Source organism: Pelagimonas sp. KU-00592-HH, assembly GCF_040369695.1.
GTDB lineage: Bacteria > Pseudomonadota > Alphaproteobacteria > Rhodobacterales > Rhodobacteraceae > Shimia.
The window spans coordinates 1,111,322-1,131,508 of the sequence record NZ_BAABWM010000001.1 but is presented as its reverse complement, the minus strand read 5'-3'; the positions used below and the strand labels follow the sequence as shown (position 1 = coordinate 1,131,508).

The 20,187-nt window shown below is 60.3% G+C and carries 21 protein-coding genes; 11 read left to right on the top strand and 10 right to left on the bottom strand.

Annotated features, from left to right (window positions below; translation table 11 throughout):
• Nucleotides 1-13 precede the first annotated feature (13 nt).
• The 5 genes from trmB to ABWV42_RS05450 all read left to right on the top strand — a co-directional run bounded on the left by trmB (nt 14) and on the right by ABWV42_RS05450 (nt 3,758).
• The gene (gene trmB, locus ABWV42_RS05470) at nt 14-727 is read left to right on the top strand and encodes a tRNA (guanosine(46)-N7)-methyltransferase TrmB (RefSeq protein WP_353339214.1); all 714 of its coding nucleotides are present in this window, start codon (nt 14-16) and stop codon (nt 725-727) included.
• 173 nt (nt 728-900) lie between these two features.
• Nucleotides 901-2,253 carry a 3-phosphoshikimate 1-carboxyvinyltransferase gene (gene aroA, locus ABWV42_RS05465; protein WP_353339213.1) on the top strand — a complete coding sequence of 451 codons (1,353 nt, stop codon included), beginning with the start codon at nt 901-903 and terminating at the stop codon, nt 2,251-2,253.
• Complete coding sequence (locus ABWV42_RS05460; RefSeq protein WP_353339212.1) at nt 2,250-2,768, top strand: hypothetical protein; 519 nt, start codon at nt 2,250-2,252, stop codon at nt 2,766-2,768. Before aroA ends, ABWV42_RS05460 begins: the two co-directional genes overlap by 4 nt.
• Before the next feature lie 38 nt (nt 2,769-2,806).
• Complete coding sequence (cmk, locus tag ABWV42_RS05455; RefSeq protein WP_353339211.1) at nt 2,807-3,415, top strand: (d)CMP kinase; 609 nt, start codon at nt 2,807-2,809, stop codon at nt 3,413-3,415.
• A 97-nt stretch (nt 3,416-3,512) separates the two neighbouring features.
• Complete coding sequence (locus tag ABWV42_RS05450) at nt 3,513-3,758, top strand: DUF6525 family protein (RefSeq protein WP_353339209.1); 246 nt, start codon at nt 3,513-3,515, stop codon at nt 3,756-3,758.
• 87 nt (nt 3,759-3,845) lie between these two features.
• Here ABWV42_RS05450 and ABWV42_RS05445 read toward each other — a convergent pair whose 3' ends face one another.
• On the bottom strand, nt 3,846-4,253 hold the full coding sequence (locus ABWV42_RS05445; RefSeq protein ID WP_353339208.1) for a hypothetical protein: 408 nt from the start codon (nt 4,251-4,253) through the stop codon (nt 3,846-3,848).
• A gap of 305 nt (nt 4,254-4,558) precedes the next feature.
• Between ABWV42_RS05445 and rpsA the strand changes: the two genes are divergently transcribed.
• The 6 genes from rpsA to ABWV42_RS05415 all read left to right on the top strand — a co-directional run bounded on the left by rpsA (nt 4,559) and on the right by ABWV42_RS05415 (nt 10,910).
• The gene (gene rpsA, locus ABWV42_RS05440; protein WP_255107305.1) at nt 4,559-6,238 is read left to right on the top strand and encodes a 30S ribosomal protein S1; all 1,680 of its coding nucleotides are present in this window, start codon (nt 4,559-4,561) and stop codon (nt 6,236-6,238) included.
• Between the two features lie 314 nt (nt 6,239-6,552).
• Nucleotides 6,553-6,834, top strand: a complete 282-nt coding sequence (gene ihfB, locus ABWV42_RS05435; protein ID WP_255107304.1) for an integration host factor subunit beta — start codon at nt 6,553-6,555, stop codon at nt 6,832-6,834.
• 3 nt (nt 6,835-6,837) lie between these two features.
• On the top strand, nt 6,838-7,179 hold the full coding sequence (locus tag ABWV42_RS05430; RefSeq protein WP_255107303.1) for a LapA family protein: 342 nt from the start codon (nt 6,838-6,840) through the stop codon (nt 7,177-7,179).
• Nucleotides 7,180-7,260: 81 nt separating this feature from the next.
• Nucleotides 7,261-7,929, top strand: a complete 669-nt coding sequence (locus ABWV42_RS05425) for a phosphoribosylanthranilate isomerase (protein WP_353339207.1) — start codon at nt 7,261-7,263, stop codon at nt 7,927-7,929.
• A 237-nt stretch (nt 7,930-8,166) separates the two neighbouring features.
• Nucleotides 8,167-9,420, top strand: coding sequence for a tryptophan synthase subunit beta (trpB, locus tag ABWV42_RS05420; protein ID WP_353339206.1), 1,254 nt, complete (start codon nt 8,167-8,169; stop codon nt 9,418-9,420).
• Between the two features lie 125 nt (nt 9,421-9,545).
• Nucleotides 9,546-10,910, top strand: a complete 1,365-nt coding sequence (locus ABWV42_RS05415) for an FAD-dependent oxidoreductase (RefSeq protein WP_353339205.1) — start codon at nt 9,546-9,548, stop codon at nt 10,908-10,910.
• A gap of 175 nt (nt 10,911-11,085) precedes the next feature.
• On the opposite strand, the gene ABWV42_RS05410 is transcribed toward ABWV42_RS05415, so the two are convergent.
• From ABWV42_RS05410 to trpA, 9 genes are all read right to left on the bottom strand, one after another.
• Nucleotides 11,086-12,690 carry a calcium-binding protein gene (locus ABWV42_RS05410; protein ID WP_353339204.1) on the bottom strand — a complete coding sequence of 535 codons (1,605 nt, stop codon included), beginning with the start codon at nt 12,688-12,690 and terminating at the stop codon, nt 11,086-11,088.
• A gap of 271 nt (nt 12,691-12,961) precedes the next feature.
• Nucleotides 12,962-13,333: a DUF2237 family protein gene (locus ABWV42_RS05405; protein WP_353339517.1), complete on the bottom strand. Its 372-nt coding sequence runs from the start codon at nt 13,331-13,333 to the stop codon at nt 12,962-12,964.
• A 60-nt stretch (nt 13,334-13,393) separates the two neighbouring features.
• A complete protein-coding gene (locus ABWV42_RS05400; protein WP_353339203.1) occupies nt 13,394-14,560 on the bottom strand; it encodes a serine hydrolase domain-containing protein in 1,167 nt (388 codons plus the stop codon).
• Nucleotides 14,561-14,617: 57 nt separating this feature from the next.
• Nucleotides 14,618-15,661 carry a DUF2332 domain-containing protein gene (locus ABWV42_RS05395; protein ID WP_353339202.1) on the bottom strand — a complete coding sequence of 348 codons (1,044 nt, stop codon included), beginning with the start codon at nt 15,659-15,661 and terminating at the stop codon, nt 14,618-14,620.
• Nucleotides 15,658-16,338, bottom strand: coding sequence for an aminoacyl-tRNA hydrolase (gene pth / locus ABWV42_RS05390; RefSeq protein ID WP_353339201.1), 681 nt, complete (start codon nt 16,336-16,338; stop codon nt 15,658-15,660). Before pth ends, ABWV42_RS05395 begins: the two co-directional genes overlap by 4 nt.
• Before the next feature lie 127 nt (nt 16,339-16,465).
• A complete protein-coding gene (locus tag ABWV42_RS05385; protein ID WP_353339200.1) occupies nt 16,466-17,098 on the bottom strand; it encodes a 50S ribosomal protein L25/general stress protein Ctc in 633 nt (210 codons plus the stop codon).
• A 205-nt stretch (nt 17,099-17,303) separates the two neighbouring features.
• The gene (locus ABWV42_RS05380; RefSeq protein WP_353339198.1) at nt 17,304-18,470 is read right to left on the bottom strand and encodes an alpha-hydroxy acid oxidase; all 1,167 of its coding nucleotides are present in this window, start codon (nt 18,468-18,470) and stop codon (nt 17,304-17,306) included.
• Nucleotides 18,471-18,600: 130 nt separating this feature from the next.
• Nucleotides 18,601-19,302, bottom strand: coding sequence for a hypothetical protein (locus ABWV42_RS05375; protein WP_353339197.1), 702 nt, complete (start codon nt 19,300-19,302; stop codon nt 18,601-18,603).
• Between the two features lie 5 nt (nt 19,303-19,307).
• Nucleotides 19,308-20,099 carry a tryptophan synthase subunit alpha gene (gene trpA, locus ABWV42_RS05370; protein WP_255107281.1) on the bottom strand — a complete coding sequence of 264 codons (792 nt, stop codon included), beginning with the start codon at nt 20,097-20,099 and terminating at the stop codon, nt 19,308-19,310.
• Between the last annotated feature and the right edge of the window lie 88 nt (nt 20,100-20,187).

The window sequence follows — 20,187 nt, the reverse complement described above, 5'->3', positions numbered from 1 at the left end:
CACAGGTAGAACGATGACGAACGGTCAACACCCCTCGGGCGCCCCGTGGCGCAACTTTTATGGTCGCTTCAAGGGCAAGGGTCTGCGCAAGACGCAAGAGACCTGGCTTGATGAGGATCTGGCGGGGCTGAGCCCGGGCAAGGTGAGCTGGGAAGAAAACCCCGAGCGCGAGAAGATCGACCTGGAGGCGCTGTTTGGGGGCAAGGATGTCTGGCTGGAAGTTGGGTTCGGCGGCGGCGAGCACATGGTGCATCAGGCCGTCCAGAACCCGGACGTCGGCATTATCGGCTGTGAGCCTTATATCAACGGCGTTGCCATGCTTCTGGGGAAGATCCGCGATGCCGGTGCGGACAACATCCGTGTGCATCCGGGGGATGCGCGCGACATGTTCGACGTGCTGGAAGACGAGAGCATCTCGCGGGCCTTTCTGCTGTATCCCGATCCCTGGCCGAAGAAACGCCACCACCGCCGCCGGTTCGTGACGCCGGAACATCTGGCGCCGCTGGCGCGGGTTCTGAAGAAAGGCGCGATCTTTCGGGTGGCGACGGACATTCCTGATTATGTGCGCCAGACATTGGAGCAGGTGCCGCAGCAGGGATTTGAATGGCTGGCCGAACGCCCCGCAGATTGGCGCGAGCCGTGGGACGACTGGATTTCCACCCGTTACGAGCAGAAGGCCTTCCGCGAAGGACGCACGGCGCACTACCTGACCTTCCGAAAGACCTGAGTGCAGGGTTGCCCCGAATGTGGGGCTGAACCGTCGTAGGGCAAAACGCGGCATGGACCTGTGCCGCTGCTTGCGGTAACAGCGAAGTCAACGAAATAACATCTACTGGGTGTCCTGATGCGGTGTGCGGGCAAACCCCGCGCCACGGGACATCCTTTCAAAGGAACGCGCAAATGTCCGGACATGGCACCCCCATCCCGATGACCTCCACCCCCTGTGGCCCGCTCAAGGGCGAGGCGCATGTGCCGGGGGACAAGTCGATCTCGCACCGATCGCTGATTTTCGGGGCGATGGCCGTGGGCGAGACCAAGATCACCGGTCTGCTTGAAGGCGAAGATGTTCTGGATACGGCCAAGGCGATGCGGGCCTTCGGGGCCGATGTGGTGCGGGACGAAGACGGCACGTGGCATGTGCATGGGGTCGGTGTTGGCGGGTTTGCCGAACCGGACAACGTGATTGATTGCGGCAACTCGGGCACGGGTGTGCGGCTGATCATGGGGGCGATGGCCTCTTGCCCGATCACCGTGACCTTTACCGGCGATGCCAGCCTGAACAAGCGCCCGATGGCGCGGGTGACCGATCCGATTGCCCTGTTCGGCGCGCAGTCGGTAGGCCGTTCGGGTGGCCGTCTGCCGATGACCATCGTGGGCGCGGTTGATCCGGTGCCGGTGCGTTATACGGTTCCGATGCCCTCGGCGCAGGTGAAATCGGCTGTTTTGCTGGCGGGTCTGAATGCGCCCGGCGAGACGGTGGTGATCGAGAAAGAGGCGACCCGCGACCATACCGAGCGGATGCTGGCAGGGTTTGGTGCGGACATCCGCACCGAGGAGACCGAGGAGGGCCGGGTGATTACCCTGACCGGTCAGCCTGAGCTGAAACCGCAGACCATTGTTGTGCCGCGCGACCCGAGTTCGGCGGCGTTTCCTGTCTGTGCGGCAGTGATCACGCCGGGATCGGATGTGCTGGTGCCGAATATCGGGCTGAACCCGACACGGGCGGGCCTGTTCACCACGCTGCGTGAAATGGGTGCGGACCTGACATACGAGAACGAGCGCGAGGAAGGTGGCGAGCCGGTGGCAGACCTGCGCGCGAAGTTCTCGCCGGACCTCAAGGGGATCGAGGTTGATCCGGCGCGTGCCGCCAGCATGATCGACGAGTATCCGGTTCTGTCCGTGGTTGCCGCGTTTGCGCAGGGTGACACGGTGATGAAGGGCGTCAAGGAGCTGCGGGTCAAGGAAAGCGACCGGATTGACGCGATGGCCAAGGGGCTGCGCGCCAATGGTGTCGAGGTGGATGAAGGTGAGGACTGGTGGATCGTGAAGGGCCTTGGCCATGGCAACGTGCCGGGCGGCGCGACCTGCGAGAGCCACCTGGATCACCGGATCGCGATGTCCTTCATGGTGATGGGCATGGCGACACAACAGCCGGTCAGCGTGGATGACGGCGGGCCGATTGCCACTTCCTTCCCGATTTTCGAGCGTCTCATGGGAGACCTTGGCGCTCAGCTTTCGAGCGCGGCCAAGTGACGGCCTATGCCAGAGTTTTCGCGCTTCTGAGCGTGGCGACAGGGGCTGTCTATGTCATCTCGATATGGCTTGGAGCACAGCATCTTGTCGTCGGCAGCGAGAAACTCTGGCCGTTTGATCAGCGCCCGCTGGGTTACGGGTTCTTTGATGCCAAGACCTACCTGATGCTGCTGAAGGAAGAGGGGTCGGCCTTTTACCTTGGGCCGATGCGCCTTCTGGACACTGCGTTTCCGATTCTGCTCGGGTTCTGGATGGGGATGCTCTGGTGGGGGCTGACTACGCGGATACACCCGTGGTCGCGGGTGATCATGCTGATTGCCCCGGCGGCGTTTACCATGATGGATCTTTGCGAAAACGCCCTGATCGCCGAGATGGTGCGCTTGGGACCGGAAGGGATTGATCGTGATCTCGTCGTTCTGGCCAGCAGCTACACGGTGTCGAAATATGTGACCTTGCTCGTGGCCATCCTTGTTCTGGGGGGCATGGCCTTGCAACGCTCTACGCGGGTGGGGTAGGGCTTGGGCCCCGATAGGAAGAGAGTTCGAGGAAAAAGATGCCTTTCACGATTGCGATTGATGGCCCTGCGGCGGCGGGAAAGGGAACAATTTCCAAGGCGGTCGCTGCACATTTCGGGTTCGCGCATCTTGATACCGGGCTGTTGTACCGGGCGGTTGGCGCCAAGACGCTGGACGGTACGGACCCGATTGCCGCGGCCTTGGCATTGATGGCGGATGATCTGGAAACGGACAATCTGCGCACGCCCGAAGTGGCGCAGGCGGCCAGCAAGGTGGCGGTGATTTCGGAAGTACGCGCGGCGCTGGTGGACTTCCAGCGGGCCTTTGCGCGCCGGGCCGGTGGTGCAGTTCTGGATGGGCGCGACATTGGCACGGTGATCTGTCCCGATGCCGAAGCCAAGCTGTTCGTTACGGCGAGTGCCGAGGTAAGGGCAGAGCGGCGCTATCTTGAACTGGCAGGCAAGGGCATGTCGGTGAGCCGGGAAGAGGTTCTGGCCGACGTCAAAGAGCGGGACACGCGAGATCGCGAACGCGCCGAGGCGCCGATGGTTGCGGCCAAGGATGCGGTTGTGATCGACACCAGCAGTCTTGGGATCGACGAGGCGGTGGCCGAAGCGATTGCCGCGATCGAGGCGCGGCGCGGGTAGCATCGCGTTTCAGGCAAATTGCGTGGGCGGTGTGTTGCGCTCTTTTTGATATGTTATTACATATCGAATTTATGATGGCCGGACCGGAATGAAACGCATGCACCAACGCAATATCTCGACCCGTCTGAAGCGCCGCCGCGCGGGTGACCCGATGCGCGAGTTTGATGCCCTGCCGCCGGAATTGCGGCGGTGGCTGGCGGAGGCCTCCTTGCCGTGGTCGCCGCGTTCGGCCCGGCGCATCTGGCGACAGGGGTTGAAGACCGGTGGGATCGACGAGGCATTGCGCCGTCTGGAGAGTGCAGAAGTCGCGACCTTGAAACGGGATCGTTTGGCGCAGCTTTAGGGGGCCGGTTCGGGGCTCAGGCCGTCAGGATGATTGTGTCGCGCGGACAATGAGGCGATTTGCCCATCGTCCGCGCAGAGCGGATCATTACGGGCGGGTGACCGACAGGACGCCTTTCCAACCGGCCTCGTTCAGGTCGAAGGGGAGGTCACGGATGGCGACTTTGCCGTGGGCAACGCCGATCAGACCTTCGCGCACAACCAGTTCAAGGGCTTGGGTTTCCCCGGTCGGGAAATTGGTCATCTGGGCCGCAGCCGCGGTGCCGACGATACCGGCAAGATAGGGCAGGCCGGTTTTAGGGCCCATATCGACGGCCTTAACCACGTCTTCAGGGGCGATGGGAACTGTTCCGGTTGCCCCCTGGGGATCGGTAAACATAAAGGTCAGGCGGAAGTTGGCGTCCGCGAGGATGGGATCGTCCTCGGCAAACATCGCGGAAGGCAGGGCGGTCAGGGCCACAAGATTGGCCAGGAAGATGCGTTTGGTGAGTTTCATGCGTAGCAGTCCCATTGTCCGTTCGAGTTTTCCTTCCATAGCGGAGCGCTGGACGCGGGGACTTGTCTTAAATCAAGGGATGGCCTTGCATCATTGCGCGAAACGGTCTAAACGCGCCCTGTCCAGAGACCGTCAAGAGTCGCGGATGTGGTGAGTAGGGCCCGAGGAATTCCTCCGGCCCTTATTGTTTGTTTGTGACACCGCGTCCGAATTCTTGGTCAAACGGCCCGGGACGTAACGAAACCAAGACCGGCGGAGACAACCGCGCGGCCCGCAAAAACGTTAGTAAAGGAACCTGAGACCACATGGCTCAAAACGTATCGATGGAGGAATTCGAAGCCCTCCTTAACGAAAGCTTCGAAATGGACACCCCGAACGAGGGTTCGGTTGTCAAAGGCAAAGTCATCGCTGTTGAAGCAGGCCAAGCCATCATCGACGTAGGCTACAAAATGGAAGGCCGCGTTGATCTGAAAGAATTCGCAAACCCCGGTGAAGCTCCTGAAATCGCTGTTGGCGACGAAGTAGAAGTCTTCCTGCGCGCAGCTGAAAACGCCCGTGGCGAAGCTGTTATCTCGCGCGAGATGGCCCGTCGTGAAGAAGCATGGGACCGCCTGGAAAAAGCATACGCAGACGATGCACGCGTCGAAGGCGCGATCTTCGGCCGCGTCAAAGGTGGCTTCACTGTCGACCTTGGCGGCGCTGTTGCCTTCCTGCCCGGCTCGCAAGTTGACGTACGTCCGGTACGTGACGCTGGCCCGCTGATGGGTCTGAAGCAGCCGTTCCAAATCCTGAAAATGGACCGTCGTCGTGGCAACATCGTTGTTTCGCGTCGCGCCATCCTGGAAGAGTCGCGCGCCGAACAGCGTGCAGAAGTCATCGGCAACCTGTCCGAAGGTCAAGCCGTCGAGGGTGTTGTCAAGAACATCACCGAGTACGGTGCATTCGTTGACCTGGGCGGCGTTGACGGCCTGCTGCACGTCACCGACATGGCATGGCGCCGTGTGAACCACCCGTCGGAGATCCTGTCGATCGGCGAAACCGTCAAGGTTCAGGTCATCAAGATCAACAAAGAAACCCACCGCATCAGCCTGGGCATGAAGCAGCTGCAAGAAGATCCGTGGGATCTGGTTGCTGCCAAGTACCCGCTGGAATCGGTACACACCGGCCGCGTGACCAACATCACCGACTACGGTGCGTTCGTCGAGCTGGAGCCTGGTGTCGAAGGTCTGGTCCACGTTTCGGAAATGTCCTGGACCAAGAAGAACGTTCACCCCGGCAAGATCGTTTCGACCTCGCAGGAAGTCGAAGTCATGGTTCTGGAAATCGACGGTGCCAAGCGCCGCGTTTCGCTGGGCCTCAAGCAGACCATGCGCAACCCGTGGGAAGTTTTCGCGGAAACTCACCCGGAAGGCACCGAGGTCGAAGGCGAAGTCAAGAACATCACCGAATTCGGTCTGTTCATCGGCCTCGACAACGACATCGACGGCATGGTTCACCTGTCGGACATCTCGTGGGACGAGCGTGGCGAAGACGCCATCCAGAACTACAAGAAGGGCGACGTTGTCAAAGCCGTTGTTTCGGAAGTTGACGTTGACAAAGAGCGTATCTCGCTCTCGATCAAAGCCCTGGGCGGCGACAAGTTTGCCGAAGCAACCGGCGGCGTGAAGCGTGGCTCGGTCATCACCGTAGAAGTCACCGCGATCGAAGACGGCGGCATCGAGGTCGAGTACGAAGGCATGAAGTCGTTCATCCGTCGTTCGGACCTGTCGCGCGACCGTGCAGAGCAGCGCCCCGAGCGTTTCTCGGAAGGCGACAAGATCGACGTCCGCGTCACCAACGTTGACAGCAAGACCCGTCGTCTTGGCCTGTCGATCAAGGCACGCGAGATCGCCGAAGAGAAAGAGGCCGTGGAACAGTACGGTTCGTCGGACTCGGGTGCATCGCTGGGCGACATCCTGGGTGCAGCACTGAAGACCGGCGACTAATCGTTCGCGTCTTTGCATCCGTGCAAAATTGGAACCCCGCACCATCCGGTGCGGGGTTTTTCGTTTCTCGTTTGGTCGAAACACCCAGACCTTTTTCGTTCCGAATCAATGAGTTCTTTCTGCAGGTGCAGCGCGAATTTGTTGGGCTGGCGTGGAGAATGACCGGCGGGGAACTGCCGATCCGTGCAAAAACCTGTCGATTTCGGGCGATTTTGCGACTTGCCCCCGTCGTATCTGTTTCCGTTTTGAACGATTGTTCCTATAGTTCCTGTGATGCAAGCGACAAGACGTGCACGCCCAGGGAGAGATAACCGATGATCCGTTCGGAACTGATTCAGAAGATCGCTGATGAGAACCCTCACTTGTACCAGAGGGACGTTGAGCGGATCGTGAATACGATCTTTGAAGAGATCACCAACGCAATGTCGCGTGGCGATCGTGTTGAGCTTCGTGGCTTTGGGGCGTTCTCGGTGAAGAAACGGGATGCCCGCGTGGGCCGCAACCCGCGCACCGGTGAATCGGTTGAAGTCGAAGAGAAACACGTGCCCTTCTTCAAGACGGGCAAACTGCTGCGTGACCGTCTCAACGGACAATAATTCATGCGATACATTCGGTATGCGTTTCTGGCTGCGCTCGCGATCGTTCTGATCTCGGTGGCGATGGCCAATCGTGACTTTGTGACCCTGAGCCTGTTGCCGGCCACGCTGGCGGATCTGATTGGCTTTGGCTATTCGATCACCCTGCCGCTTTACGCGGTGATCTTTGCCAGCATTGCTGTTGGTCTGCTGATCGGCTTCGTCTGGGAATGGCTGCGCGAACACAAGCACCGCGCCGACAAGAGCAAGACCCAGCGTGCCCTGAAACAGACCGAACGCGAAGTGCGTCGCCTGAAAGGGGGCGAGGGCAAGCCGCAGGACGAGGTTCTGGCAATCCTCGAGTAGGGGGTTGGATTTTTAAGTTTTGGAACAGCGACGGGCGGAGCGTGATTTGCGTTCCGCCTGATGCACGTCTAGAGAACTGTCATGGATATTCGCGTCAAGATCTGCGGGCTGCGTGAGCCCGAACATGTGGAAGCGGTGGCCGAGGCCGGGGCGGCCTATGCCGGCCTTGTCTTTTTCGAAAAATCGCCGCGTCATGTGAGCGTTGAGCTGGCGCGTGATCTGGCGCTGGCGGCGCCGGTGGGGCTTGCCAAGGTGGCGCTGACGGTGAATGCCGAGGATGCTTTTCTGGATCGGCTGATCGACACCGTGCCGCTTGATATGTTGCAGCTTCACGGCAAGGAGAGCCCGGCGCGGGTGGCGGAGTTGCGCGCGCGCTATGGTCTGCCGGTGATGAAGGCCGTGGGGATCGCCGAAGAAGCCGATCTGATTGCGCTCAAGGATTACGGCATGGTGGCCGATCAGTTGCTGGTGGATGCCAAGCCGCCGAAAGGGGCCGATCTGCCGGGGGGCAATGGGCTGGCGTTTGACTGGCGTCTGGTGAACCGCAAATACTGGCCCTGCCCGTGGATGCTGGCCGGAGGATTGACGCCGGAAAACGTGGCCGAAGCGGTGCGTATGACCGGTGCACGGCAGGTTGATGTGTCTTCGGGGGTGGAAAGCGCACCGGGTGTGAAGGACGTGGAGAAAATCCGCGCCTTTGTTGCGGCGGCCAAGGGACAGGATGCGGGGGCCGTGCCGATCCTGCGGTGAGCGGCGCCTGCTTTACGGTATCTTTCCCAAGGTCTGATGAGGGGCTGCCACGGCGGCGCCCCCCGATCGCCTCGCGGATAGTCCTATGGCTGAAGTGGGTTCCTGTCTCGCTTCCAATGCGGTTTGAAACGGAACGTGGTTTATAAACCGCGCACGCAAAGCGTTTCGAAACGCTTTGCGCTTGCCCCGACGCGGCCTGCGTTCTAGGTAAAGTGGGCGCAACGGAAGGGCGAGAGTATGGCCGAAGATCTTTTCAACAGCTTCATGAATGGTCCCGATGAGAAGGGCCGTTTTGGTGACTTTGGGGGCCGCTTTGTGTCGGAAACCCTGATGCCGCTGATCCTTGATCTGGAAGCCGAGTATGAAAAGGCCAAGACGGATGCAAGTTTCTGGGCCGAGATGGATGACCTGTGGAAGCACTATGTGGGCCGTCCGAGCCCGCTGTATTTCGCAGAGCGCACCACCGAGACGCTGGGCGGCGCGAAAATCTATTTCAAGCGTGACGAGCTGAACCACACCGGCGCGCACAAGATCAACAACGTGCTGGGCCAGATCATTCTCGCGCGCCGCATGGGCAAGACCCGCATCATCGCCGAAACCGGCGCGGGCCAACATGGGGTGGCCACGGCCACCGTTTGTGCCAAGTTCGGTCTGAAGTGCGTGGTCTACATGGGCGCGCATGATGTTCAGCGTCAGGCGCCGAACGTGTTCCGGATGCGTCTTCTGGGCGCCGAAGTGGTGCCTGTAACCTCGGGCCGTGGCACGCTTAAGGACGCAATGAACGATGCGCTGCGTGACTGGGTCACCAACGTGCGCGACACCTTCTACTGCATCGGGACCGTGGCGGGCCCGCACCCCTATCCGGCCATGGTGCGCGACTTCCAGTCGATCATCGGCAAGGAAGTGAAGCAGCAATTGCCCGAGTTCGAAGGTGAAGGCGCGTTGCCCGATACCGTGATCGCGGCGATTGGTGGCGGGTCGAACGCGATGGGCCTGTTCTATCCGTTCCTTGACGACACATCGGTGAACATCATTGGTGTCGAAGCCGGTGGTCGTGGCGTGGACGAGAAGATGGAGCACTGTGCTTCGCTGACGGGTGGCCGCCCGGGCGTTCTGCACGGCAACCGCACCTACCTGTTGCAGGACGATGACGGCCAGATCCTCGAAGGCTATTCGATTTCGGCGGGTCTGGATTATCCGGGCATTGGACCGGAGCACAGCTGGCTGCATGACACCGGCCGTGCACAATATGTTTCGATCACCGACAAGGAAGCGTTGGAGGCGTTCCAGTTCTCCTGTGCGCAGGAGGGGATCATCCCCGCGCTGGAGCCCTGCCACGCGCTGGCGCATGTGATGAAGATCGCGCCGACCCTGCCCAAGGACCACGTGATCGTGATGAACATGTGTGGCCGTGGTGACAAGGACGTGCAAACCGTGGCGCGTTACCTTGGTTTTGATATGAGCGATACCGAAGGTCGTTCAGCGGACTAAGGGCTTTGCCGGATTGGTTATCAAGGCGTCCCATCGGGGCGCCTTTTTCATGTCGTGAGGTAACTTGAATGCCGGTTCAATTTTTTGATTGACGGATCGTATCTGGCGGCGCAACGCTGGGCGTCATGAAAACGATAACCGAACCCGCCCGCGACATTGATGTGATCCACGAAACCGACGTGCTTGTTGTCGGCTCGGGCCCCGGTGGGCTGTCGGCGGCGCTGGCAGCGGCACGAGCTGGTGTCGAGGTGACACTGGTCGAGCGGTTTGGTTGTTTCGGGGGCAATATCACCGTGGTGGGGGTCGAGGGGATGCATTGGTATCGCCACGAACAGACCGTGGAATCCAACGGCATCGCGCGCGAGTTCGAGGAGGCCGCCAAGACGGCCGGGGCGGCGGTGCCGGAGAGCCAGTCTCTCAGCTACGAGATCGACTCGGAAGGGTTCAAGCTGGTGGCGGACCGCATGGTGGAGGAGGCGGGTATTCACGCCATGCTGCACCGGTCGTTCGTGGCGCCGATCATGGAGGGAGATCGGATCACCGGCATCATCACCGAATCCAAGGCCGGGCGCGAGGCGCTCTTGGCCAAGGTCGTGATTGATGCGACGGGCGATGCGGATGTGGCGCATCGCGCCGGAGCACCGACCGAGAAGGCGCCGCGGGAAGACTTGATGGCGGCCTCGGTCATGTTCCACGTGGCCGGTGTGGATCGCCAGAAGTTCCTGGAGGGGGTCAAGGCCGATCCGCAGACCTATGCCGACTGGGGCGGTGGTGGCGAGTGGAACATCGAGACCACCGGCAAGGAGGACGAGATGTTCTCGCCCTTCCTGCACAAGCCGTTTGCGCAGGCCATCGAGGCGGGGATGATCCCGCCGCATCTGAACACGATTGCGGGCACATGGGGGGCAGCGCATGAAACGGGTGAACTGACCTATATGAACTTGATCCACCTCGGGAATTGCGATGGCACCGATCCGGATGACCTGACCCGCAACGAGATCGAGGGGCGGCGGCAGGCGATGCTGGCGATCGAGGCCTTGCGCGCCTTCACGCCGGGCTGTGAAGGTATCAGGCTGCGGAACTTCGGCATGACGCTGGGTATTCGCGATACGCGCAAGGTCGACACCGCCTATCGCATGACCGAGTGGGACGTGCGCGAACAGGGGCGGTTCGAGGACAGTATTGGCATTTTCCCGGAGTTCATTGACGGCTATGGCGTGCTGATCCTGCCGACAACGGGGCGGTATTTCGAAATCCCCTATCGCAACCTTTTGCCCAAGCGCATCAAAGGGCTGTTGGTGTCGGGACGGGCGACGGGCGGTGAGAAGATCGCCCATGCCGCCACCCGCAACATGGCCTGCTGCGCGGTGATCGGACAGGGCGCAGGCGTTGCGGCGGCGCTGTCGATCAAATCGAACCGTGAGCTGGAGGACATCGATATCGGATCAATCCAGCGGGAGTTGGAGCGACAGGATTCCCGGGTTCACTGACCATTCGGAGCGGTGTCTAGGGCCTGCGCAGGGGAATGGCGGCAATGCGGGACCAATCTGCCAATCCGCCTATATACCGCTGGGTCCGTTTCCGTCACAGAACTGCCATTTGAGTGTGGGCAGTGATTTGCACACATTTCAAAGCTACTAATGGCGTGCCCTATAAGAGATTGATTTAGAGCAGCGCCGTAGCACGATCAAAGCTGAGGTCCGCAAACGTTAGATCATTGGCACCGATCACCGTCGCGATCACCGTGCCCGAAACCATTATGTCGCTCCCTTGACCATCTGCTCGCGCCGCAACCGTGACTTGGTCGCTTCCGGGCCCGGAGAAACCAGAAAAATCTCCCAAATTGCCGATTACGATCACATCCTCTTTGGGATCGAAGTCGGTGATTACGATTGGTTCTGGGGTAAGGTTTTCACCAGTGTATGTATCGTTATCAATATAGCGCATGTTTTGATTGACCACGAAAACATCTTCGTCTGCGCCACCCGTCAGAATGCCACCGTTCGTTGCAATCAAAGTGTCGTTGCCTTCCCCACCGTTAAGCGTGTCGACATGTAGGTCGCGCTCGACGTCAATCGGATAACTTCCATCGTTGTATGCAAAATAATCGCCGCCTTCGGCTACGATATAGTCATCCCCCGCACCGCCGTTCAAAACGTCACTGCCACCGTGATAGTTGTTCCAATTACTCTGGTATCCATTACCGGTTCCGGCGTAAATGCTGTCATTCCCGCCCTCACCATTGATCACATTGTCAAAATGATTGCCGACGATGAGTTCATCGGCATCAGAGCCAGTATAGCTAACATGCCCGGCGTTTTGTTCGATAATGAAGTTGACGTCCAAATCATCCAGCGTGAGACCTTGACCACCAGCAATTTGAGCTATCAGCATATCGCCCATGCGCACCTCGGCACCTGTGCCATCAGCCATATCTTGAATGCTGAGCGAGCCCGTGTCGCTTTCGCTAAGGACGATGTCAAAAGCAAGTCGATCTTCGCCTTGAACAAAATCCGTGATTTCGGTGACACCTTCGATACCGATGTCAGCATGAACATAAAAGCTGTCGTTGCCGGAGCCGCCGGTAATGGTGCTTCCGCCGTCAACACGGATGTCGTCATCCCCCGCGCCGCCGTCAACGAAAGAGCCATTATCGACGCCTTCATTTCGGCTTAGATCGTAATCCCTTATCAGGTCGTTGCCGTCCCCCCCGATCAAAGTATCAATGCCGCCATTGCCATATATTGAATCGTTGCCCGCGCCGCCGTCCAAAAAGTCATCGCCATCGGTGTCGCTAGAAGTGCCTACCTGCCTTGCATCGCCGAACAGCTGATCGTTCCCAACACCACCGTAAAGCGAATCTGCACCATTCCCCCCTGATGCCACATCATTTCCTAAGCCGCCGCGTGCCAGATCATCCCCTTCACCGCCACCTAAAGTGTCTTTGCCAGCCCCGCCCGACAGGGTGTCATCGCCTGCGTCACCGAGTATTAGATCAGACCCGTTGTCCCCATTGACCTGGTCGTCACCATCACGACCACGCAGTTGGTCCGATCCATCATCACCACTAATGATGTCATCTCCTTCATCACCCACCAGGGTATCTGCACCCTCAGTCCCCAAAAGGGTCAGTGGCGCGACAGTGACATCTTCAATTGGCTCTATAGGATCATCGGTTTCAGGATCATCTTCGCTATTGGATGATGCATCATCGTTTGGAACTATCACGGAAAGACCCGTTATTGCTGCAAGCAGTAGTAAAACTTCCATATGTAAATCTCGCTAAGAAAAGTTTTGTCATTTAGACGGTTTCTCGCCAGCAGCAATTGGAAGATAAATTCGTTTATCTTACAAGCCTGTTGACGCGGAGAAATCTGGAGAAAAAGTCTTCTTTAGGCCCCTTCGCTGCCAATTGTGCGCAGCGCGGCATCTGTCAGAAAGGGCTCAAAGCGACCATTTAAGCCCTTTTGACCGCCTCAATGGTCGAAACGTCCCGGTACAAAACCATGTCTATGTTTTCTGCTGAGGGGCCCCCTTCCTATCACTCCGTCGCGTGCTGTTTGAGGATGCGCAGGGGGACGATGTCTAGGGTGCGTTGGTGGGTGGCGGCGAGGTGGACCTTGGGGGCGCAGCCTTCGTCGTGGGCTTGCAGGAAGCGGGCGGCGCAGAGGCACCATTGGTCGCCGGGGTTCAGGCCGGCAAAGCCATAGTCGGGGCGCGGGGTGGAGAGATCGTTGCCGACGTATTTCGAGAAGGCGAGGAATTCGGCGGTCATGATGGCGCATACAGTGTGGGTGCCCTGATCCTCGTAGCAGGTGTTGCAGTGGCCATCGCGGAAGAACCCGGTTAGGGGATCGCGCGAGCAGGGCTCGAGCGGATCGCCGAGTACGTTGATCGAAGGCTCCATCTGCATCGGTTTGCTCCTGTCGGCAATGGCTGCCAACAGGTTATTGCAAAACGCTTTCAGGTCAACTTATTGCAGGCTGTCCGCGATCTCGCGGAACTGGGCGATGTTGCGGGTGGTCACGCCGCCGGACTTGAACTGGCGATCGGCCGAGTTCACCGCGATCACGATGCCTGCGGGGCGGTTGATATAGATGTACTGGCCGTAGACGCCGATGCCGAAGAATTCACCGTCGCGGGCGTCTTTGGGCATCCACCACTGGTAGCCGTATTGCAGTTCGCCGGGTTGCGTTCTGGCGCTTGGCACGGTGCTTTCCGCGACCCACTCGGCGGGGACGACCTGTTGGCCGTTGTAGGCTCCGTTTTGCAGGAACATCTGGCCAAAGCGGGCATAGTCGCGGGTGCGGATGTTGAGACCGCCCAGAACAAAGGCCACGTCAACGCCGTCGGTGATGTAGTAGGGCGAGACCTCGTAGCCGAGGGGCTGGATGATCTTTTCCGACAGCAGGCTGGCGACGTCGCGACCGGTTGCGCCGCGGATCACCATGCCGATGACATGGGTGTCGATCGAGACATACTGCCATTGGCTGCCGGGGGCGGTGAAGGTTTCGCTCAGGCCTTCGGCAAAGCCGTCCATCGTGCCACCAAGGGCGATCACGCGGCCCATGCGGTTGATGTCGGAATGGAAGTCGAGATAGTCCTCGTTGAAGGTGACTCCAGAGGACATTTGCAGCACGTCGCGGATGCTGGCGCCGTCATAGGCGCCGCCCTTGAGGGAGGGGGCATATTTGGTGACCGGATCGTCGAGGCTGTCGAAGTGGCCCTCGGCCATGATCACGCCGAAGAGGGCCGAGAGATAGGATTTGGCAACCGACCACGAGATGCGGCGATCTTCCGGCGTGGTGCCCTTGTAGTAGCTTTCGTGGACCAATTGGCCATCCTTCAGGACGACAAGCGCGGTGACAGAGCGGTCTTCGACCCAGTCAGCGGTGGAGGCCGGCAGGGGTGCGGTCTCGCCTTGGGGCAGGTCGGACACGGGGCCATCGCCACGGGGCACGTCACGGGTCAGGAAGGCCGCATTCATGTTCGAGAAATTGGTGACGATCTTGTCTTCCGAGAACAGGGTGTTCACCGCCATCAGGCGGGTGATTTCCTCGCGTTTCCAGACGTAGAGCGCTGCCGCGGTGATGATCAGGACCAGCAGGATGCGGCCCAGCCATTTGCCAAATGTACGCATGTTTGTCTCCCTTTCGGACATACGACAGGGGGGCGGGGGGCTTTGGCAAGTCTGACGTTAGGGCAGGCGGGGCGGGGCCTGCCAATCGACCCAGCGGCCGTGGAAGTCGATGCGGCCAAGGGCGATGGTATGATCGCCGGGCCAGAGGCGCAGGGAAAGTCCGGCACCGGGCGTGTCGCCGTCCGCCTCCATGCGTAGCCAAGCAAGTGGGGTGGTTTCAGTGGCCTTGGCACCGGCGGCTTCGATCAGCTGTGTGCCGCGCGCCTGTGCCTCGGGCGGGAAGTATTGCCATGCGATGGTGTGATAGATCAGGTGCATCTGGCCGGATTGGTGGGGCAGGCGGGTTTCGAGCCAGTCGATGGCGTCGGACTGGTCAACAGGCGCGTCCTGAAGGGCAATGGCGGCGCGGGTGCGGGCCATGCGTGCGGCCTGATCCGGCCAGAGGTAGGCCATGAGGCGCAGGGCGTCGCCGCTATCGTGTGCATCAAGCGGGTTCAGATCCACGCCACGCCGTTCGGCGATGGGGAGTGGGGTATCGGGTGGCGTCTGGCCTGTCCAGTCGGGGGCGAGCGTCACCCTGGCGCCCGCGGGGCCAAGGCGGGTGTCGTTGATGTCGAGGGCGAAGTGATCGAACATCAGGTTCAATCCGCCACTTGCGCCAAGCTCGGAGAGGCGGATTGGTAGGGCATAGCGATCTGTCAGAAGGGCCGTGCCTGCGATCAGGGCGGCAGCGCGGCGCACTTCGTTGGTTTGCGGGGCGTGATCCACCCAAGCGCACATGAAGGTGTCATGGCGATGCAGGGCCGCATCGACGGCGGACCAGAGCGTTTCGTCATCGGGGGTATGTGGCGGGTAGGTGGCGTCGAGGCCGTCATCCTGACCGGAGAGGCGCAGGGCATGCAGGCCGCCACAGACACGCAGGGGCAGAGATGCGGCCATGGGGCCGATGTCGCCCTGCCAGTCTGCGAGTTTGCGCGACAGGGCAGTGTCTTCCGGCCAGTGCTCGGCCAGCAGGCGCAGGAGGCGGCCCATGAAGGGGCTGTCGAGGCTTTCGCAATGGCCCGCCTGTTCGCGAAAGGCCTGGCGCAAGGCGTCGGTCATTTGAACTTGTCCATCAGCTTTTCCAGCGGGCTGCGTTTGTCCTCGGGTTCGGGGGCAGGGGCGGGTTTGGCAGAGGTGTTGGCCTTTGGCTTGCTGGTCGAGGACCGTGGCGGGTTCACCCGCAGGGCCACGGCGTTCATGAACTTGCCGCTGTCACCGGCGGCGAGGGATGGGGCCCCGTCAGACATGCCGCGCAGCAGATCATCCAGCCACTCCTGATCGGCCTTGGCAAAGTCGCGCAGCACGTAGCCGGCGACGGCATCCTTGTGGCCGGGGTGACCGATGCCGATGCGGATGCGGTCATAGTGCGGGCCGATGTGTTGGTGGATCGAGCGCAGGCCGTTGTGACCGGCGTGGCCGCCCCCTGCCTTGGCGCGGCATTTGCCTGGGGCCAGGTCGAGTTCGTCGTGGAAGACGGTAATGTCGGTGCTGTCGAGCTTGTAAAAGCGCATGGCCTCGCCCACGGACTGGCCGGAGAGGTTCATGAAGGTTTCCGGCTTGAGCAGCACGACCTTTTGCGAGCCGAACTTGCCTTCGGAGACCTGGCCCTGGAATTTCTTGCGCCAGGGGGCAAAGCCGTGGTCTTCGGCAATGCGATCCAGCGCCATGAAGCCGATGTTGTGGCGGTTGCCTGCGTATTTGGGGCCGGGGTTGCCCAATCCGACGAAGAGTTTCATGCCGCGTGTCCTGTCTCGTAATGCCCTGATCTATAGGCGGCGACATGCGCGGAATCAATCATTGCCCCTGAAACGAAAAACGCGGCCCCGAGGGAGCCGCGTTTCAATTTCCGAGAGGGAGAGAAGATTACTCTTCTGCTGCTGCCTCTTCGCCTTCTTCGCCTTCAGCTTCGTCTTCTGCCGAACGCAGACCCGACGGGGCCGAGATGTTGGCGATGACGAAGTCGCGGTCGATGGTCGGCTTGGCGCCCGACGGCAGGGTTACGTCCGAGATGTGGACGATGTCGCCGATGTTCAGGCCGGTCAGGTCGACAGTGATGCTTTCCGGGATTTCGCCGGCGGTCACGTTCAGTTCGACTTCGGGGCGAACGATGGTCAGAACGCCACCTTTCTTGATGCCCGGTGCCGCCTCTTCGTTGACGAAGTCAACGTGGATGAAGAGGTTGATTTTCGAGGTGCGGCGCAGGCGCAGCAGGTCGATGTGGGTCGGCAGGTCTTTGACGGTGTCACGCTGCACGTTACGGCAGATGACGCGCACATCTTCCTGGCCTTCGATCTTCAGGTTGAAGAGAGTCGACAGGAAGCGACCTTCTTTCAGCTTCTTGAGAAGCGCGTTGAAGGGCAGTTGAATTGCTTGCGGTTCTGCGTCGCCACCGTAGACAACACCAGGAACCATACCGTCACGACGTGCTGCGCGAGCGGCGCCCTTGCCTGTCCCCGCGCGGACCTCGGCGTGAAGATCAGGGATCTGTCCAGCCATGATATTTCTCCATATGATTAGGGCGGGGTTCCTCCAAGGCTGTAACCCCGCGTGAAGCCGCGTCCTTAGCGCAGTCCCGGGAATTTGAAAAGAGGATTCGCAGGTTTTTTCGGGCAGCTGGAGAAATTCCTTGTTTTGCTGGCCGAAAACGCAAAATCGGGCGTGAAAATCACGCCCGATTGATCGTTGCGGTTATAACCGGCTTTTAGCTCTGCCAGTTGCCTTCGAAGCCTTCCGGGATCATCAGGATATCGCGGTCGACGGTGTTGATGTCGGTCTTGCCGCAAAGGGCCATCGAGACGTCGAGTTCGTTGTGGATGAGTTCGAGGGCCTTGGTCACGCCGGCTTCGCCCATTGCGCCGAGGCCATAGGTGAAGGCGCGGCCGATGTAGGTGCCTTTGGCGCCCATGGCGACGGCCTTGAGGACGTCCTGACCGGAACGGATGCCGCTGTCGAGGTGGACTTCGATCTTGTCGCCCACGGCATCCATGATCGCGGGCAGGGCGCGGATCGAGGAGAGAGCACCGTCAAGCTGGCGGCCGCCGTGGTTGGAGACGATGATGGCGTCGGCACCGACGTTCAGCGCCTCGAGCGCATCGCGCGGATCAATGATGCCCTTGATGATGAGCGGGCCGTCCCACATCTTGCGGAACTGGCGGATGCGATCCCAGTCAAGCGCCTGATCGAAGGCCTTGGAAGTCCAGGTCGAGAGGCTGCCCGGGTCTTTGACGTCCTTGGCGTGGCCGACGATGTTGCCGAAGAAGCGGCGCTTGGTGCCGAGCATTTCGAGGCCCCAGCTCCACTTGGTGGCGAGGTTGGCCATGGATTTGACGGTCAGCTTGGGCGGGGCAGAGAGGCCGTTTTTCAGATCCTTGTGGCGCTGGCCAAGGAGTTGCAGGTCGACGGTGATGACGGCGGCGGAGCATTTGGCATCCTTGGCGCGGTCGAACAGGCGCTGCATGAAGTCGTCGTCATTCAGCGTGTAGACCTGCATCCAGAAGGGCTGGGTGGTGTTTTCGGCCACGTCCTCGATCGAACAGATGGACATGGTCGAGAGGGTAAAGGGGACGCCGAATTTTTCGGCGGCGCGGGCGGCCTTGATCTCGCCATCGGCGTTCTGCATGCCAGTGAGGCCAACCGGGGCGAGGGCAACCGGCATCGAGACGTCCTGACCGATCATCTGGGTCTTGGTGCTGCGGCCGGTCATGTCGATGGCAACGCGCTGGCGCAGGTAGAGCTGTTCGAAGTCCGAGGTGTTCTCGCGGAAGGTTTGTTCGGTCCAGCTGCCGCTCTCGGCATAGTCAAAGAACATGCGCGGCACACGACGCTCATAGATGCGCTTCAGGTCGTCAATGCAGGTTATAACGGGCATTTTGGCTCACTTTCCCTCGTATTGGTAAAACTTCTTTACCAATGCGAGGTGTTTTGCGCAAGTGCGGCATGCGGTTGCACGTCAAGAACGGTGGAAACCGTTTGAAGCAAAACAGAAGTTTCGGGGGTGTTCAGCGCGATTCAGCGTCGAGGTAGGCGATGCTGAGCGCGGTTGCGACAAGCATGGCGGGCAGGATCGTGAGAATCGTTGCGGCTGTGCGGTAGGCCAGTTTGGGCAGAAAGCCGCTTTCCGCGCTGATGCCGGAGGCGAAGGCCATTTGAAGCACGAAACCGAGCGCGGCAATGGCGATTGGTCCGATCAGAAGGTTGATTGCTGTCTTGCCAAGTGTGGCGCGGCCCCGTTTGAGGGCGGCCAGAAGCGAGGTGTTGGCACGTTCCGCGCTTGCGGGGAGGACGGTGCCGATCAGGGACAAGAGACCGACGAAGAGCGGGATGCCAAAGAGCGGGGCCAGAAGATTGGAGGCACCGCCGGTTTCGGAGCTATCCGCGGAGATGATGCCCAGTTGCCCCAAGAGCACGAAGCAGAGGGAGAGCACCAGTGTCAGGATCACGAACAGGGCCAGAAAGCGCAGGCAATAGCCGAAGATCGGGACCTTGTCACCGTTCTTGCCTGTTGTGCTGAGCGGATCGGCCCAGCCGTAGTGTTCCTGAAGCTGGATCATGCGGTGGGTGTAGAGCATCGTCAGGCCAGCAAAGACCAGGGTGACGATACCGACGGCCTGCATCATGGATTCCAGCATGACCACCACCACCGTCACCACAACATAGAACGCGATGTTGTGCTTGAGGGTGGTGAGGGCGCGTGCGTACATCCGGATCAGGCGCGGTGTGCGCCGTCTGCCAGCGATTTCACGAAGGACAGAACCTCGGCAACCGGTTTGCCCGCGCCGATCTGGCTGACAATGGCGGAGCCGACAACGGCACCATCGGCCACCGAGGCGATGGCTTCGGATTTCTCGGGCGTGTTGATGCCAAAGCCGACGATGACGGGCAGGTCGGTCGATGCCTTGATGCGGGCGACTTCGGGGCCAACGTTGGTGGCTTCGGCCTCGGCGGCACCGGTGATGCCGGTGATCGAGACGTAATAGACAAAGCCGGAGGTGTTCTGAAGCACCTTGGGCAGGCGTTTGTCATCCGTGGTGGGCGTGGCGAGGCGAATGAAGTTCATGCCAGCGGCCTGTGCCGGAATGCAGAGTTCCTCGTCTTCTTCGGGCGGCAGATCGACGACAATAAGGCCGTCAATGCCTGCGGCCTTGGCGTCTTCGAGGAACTTGTCCACGCCGCGGCTGTAGATCGGGTTGTAGTAGCCCATCAGCACGATCGGGGTGGTGTCATCCTCTTTGCGGAACTCGGCCGCAAGATCGAGCGTGCGCTGGAGGGTCATGCCGCCGTCAAGCGCGCGTTGACCCGCGAGTTGGATTGTCGGGCCATCGGCCATCGGATCGGTGAAGGGCAGGCCCAGTTCGATGACGTCAACACCTGCGTCGGGCAGGCCTTTGACGATCTCCAGAGAGGTGTCGTAGTCCGGATCGCCCGCCATGACATAGGCGACAAAGGCCTTTTTTCCGGCTGCGTTGAGTTCAGCGAATTTGGCGTCAATGCGAGTCATCGGGGCGTCCTTGTACTATCCGTGCACCGATGTGCCGCAAAAGCAGTGGGGAAATCAATGCCCGAGCAGAGGAAACCTTTGAGAAGGT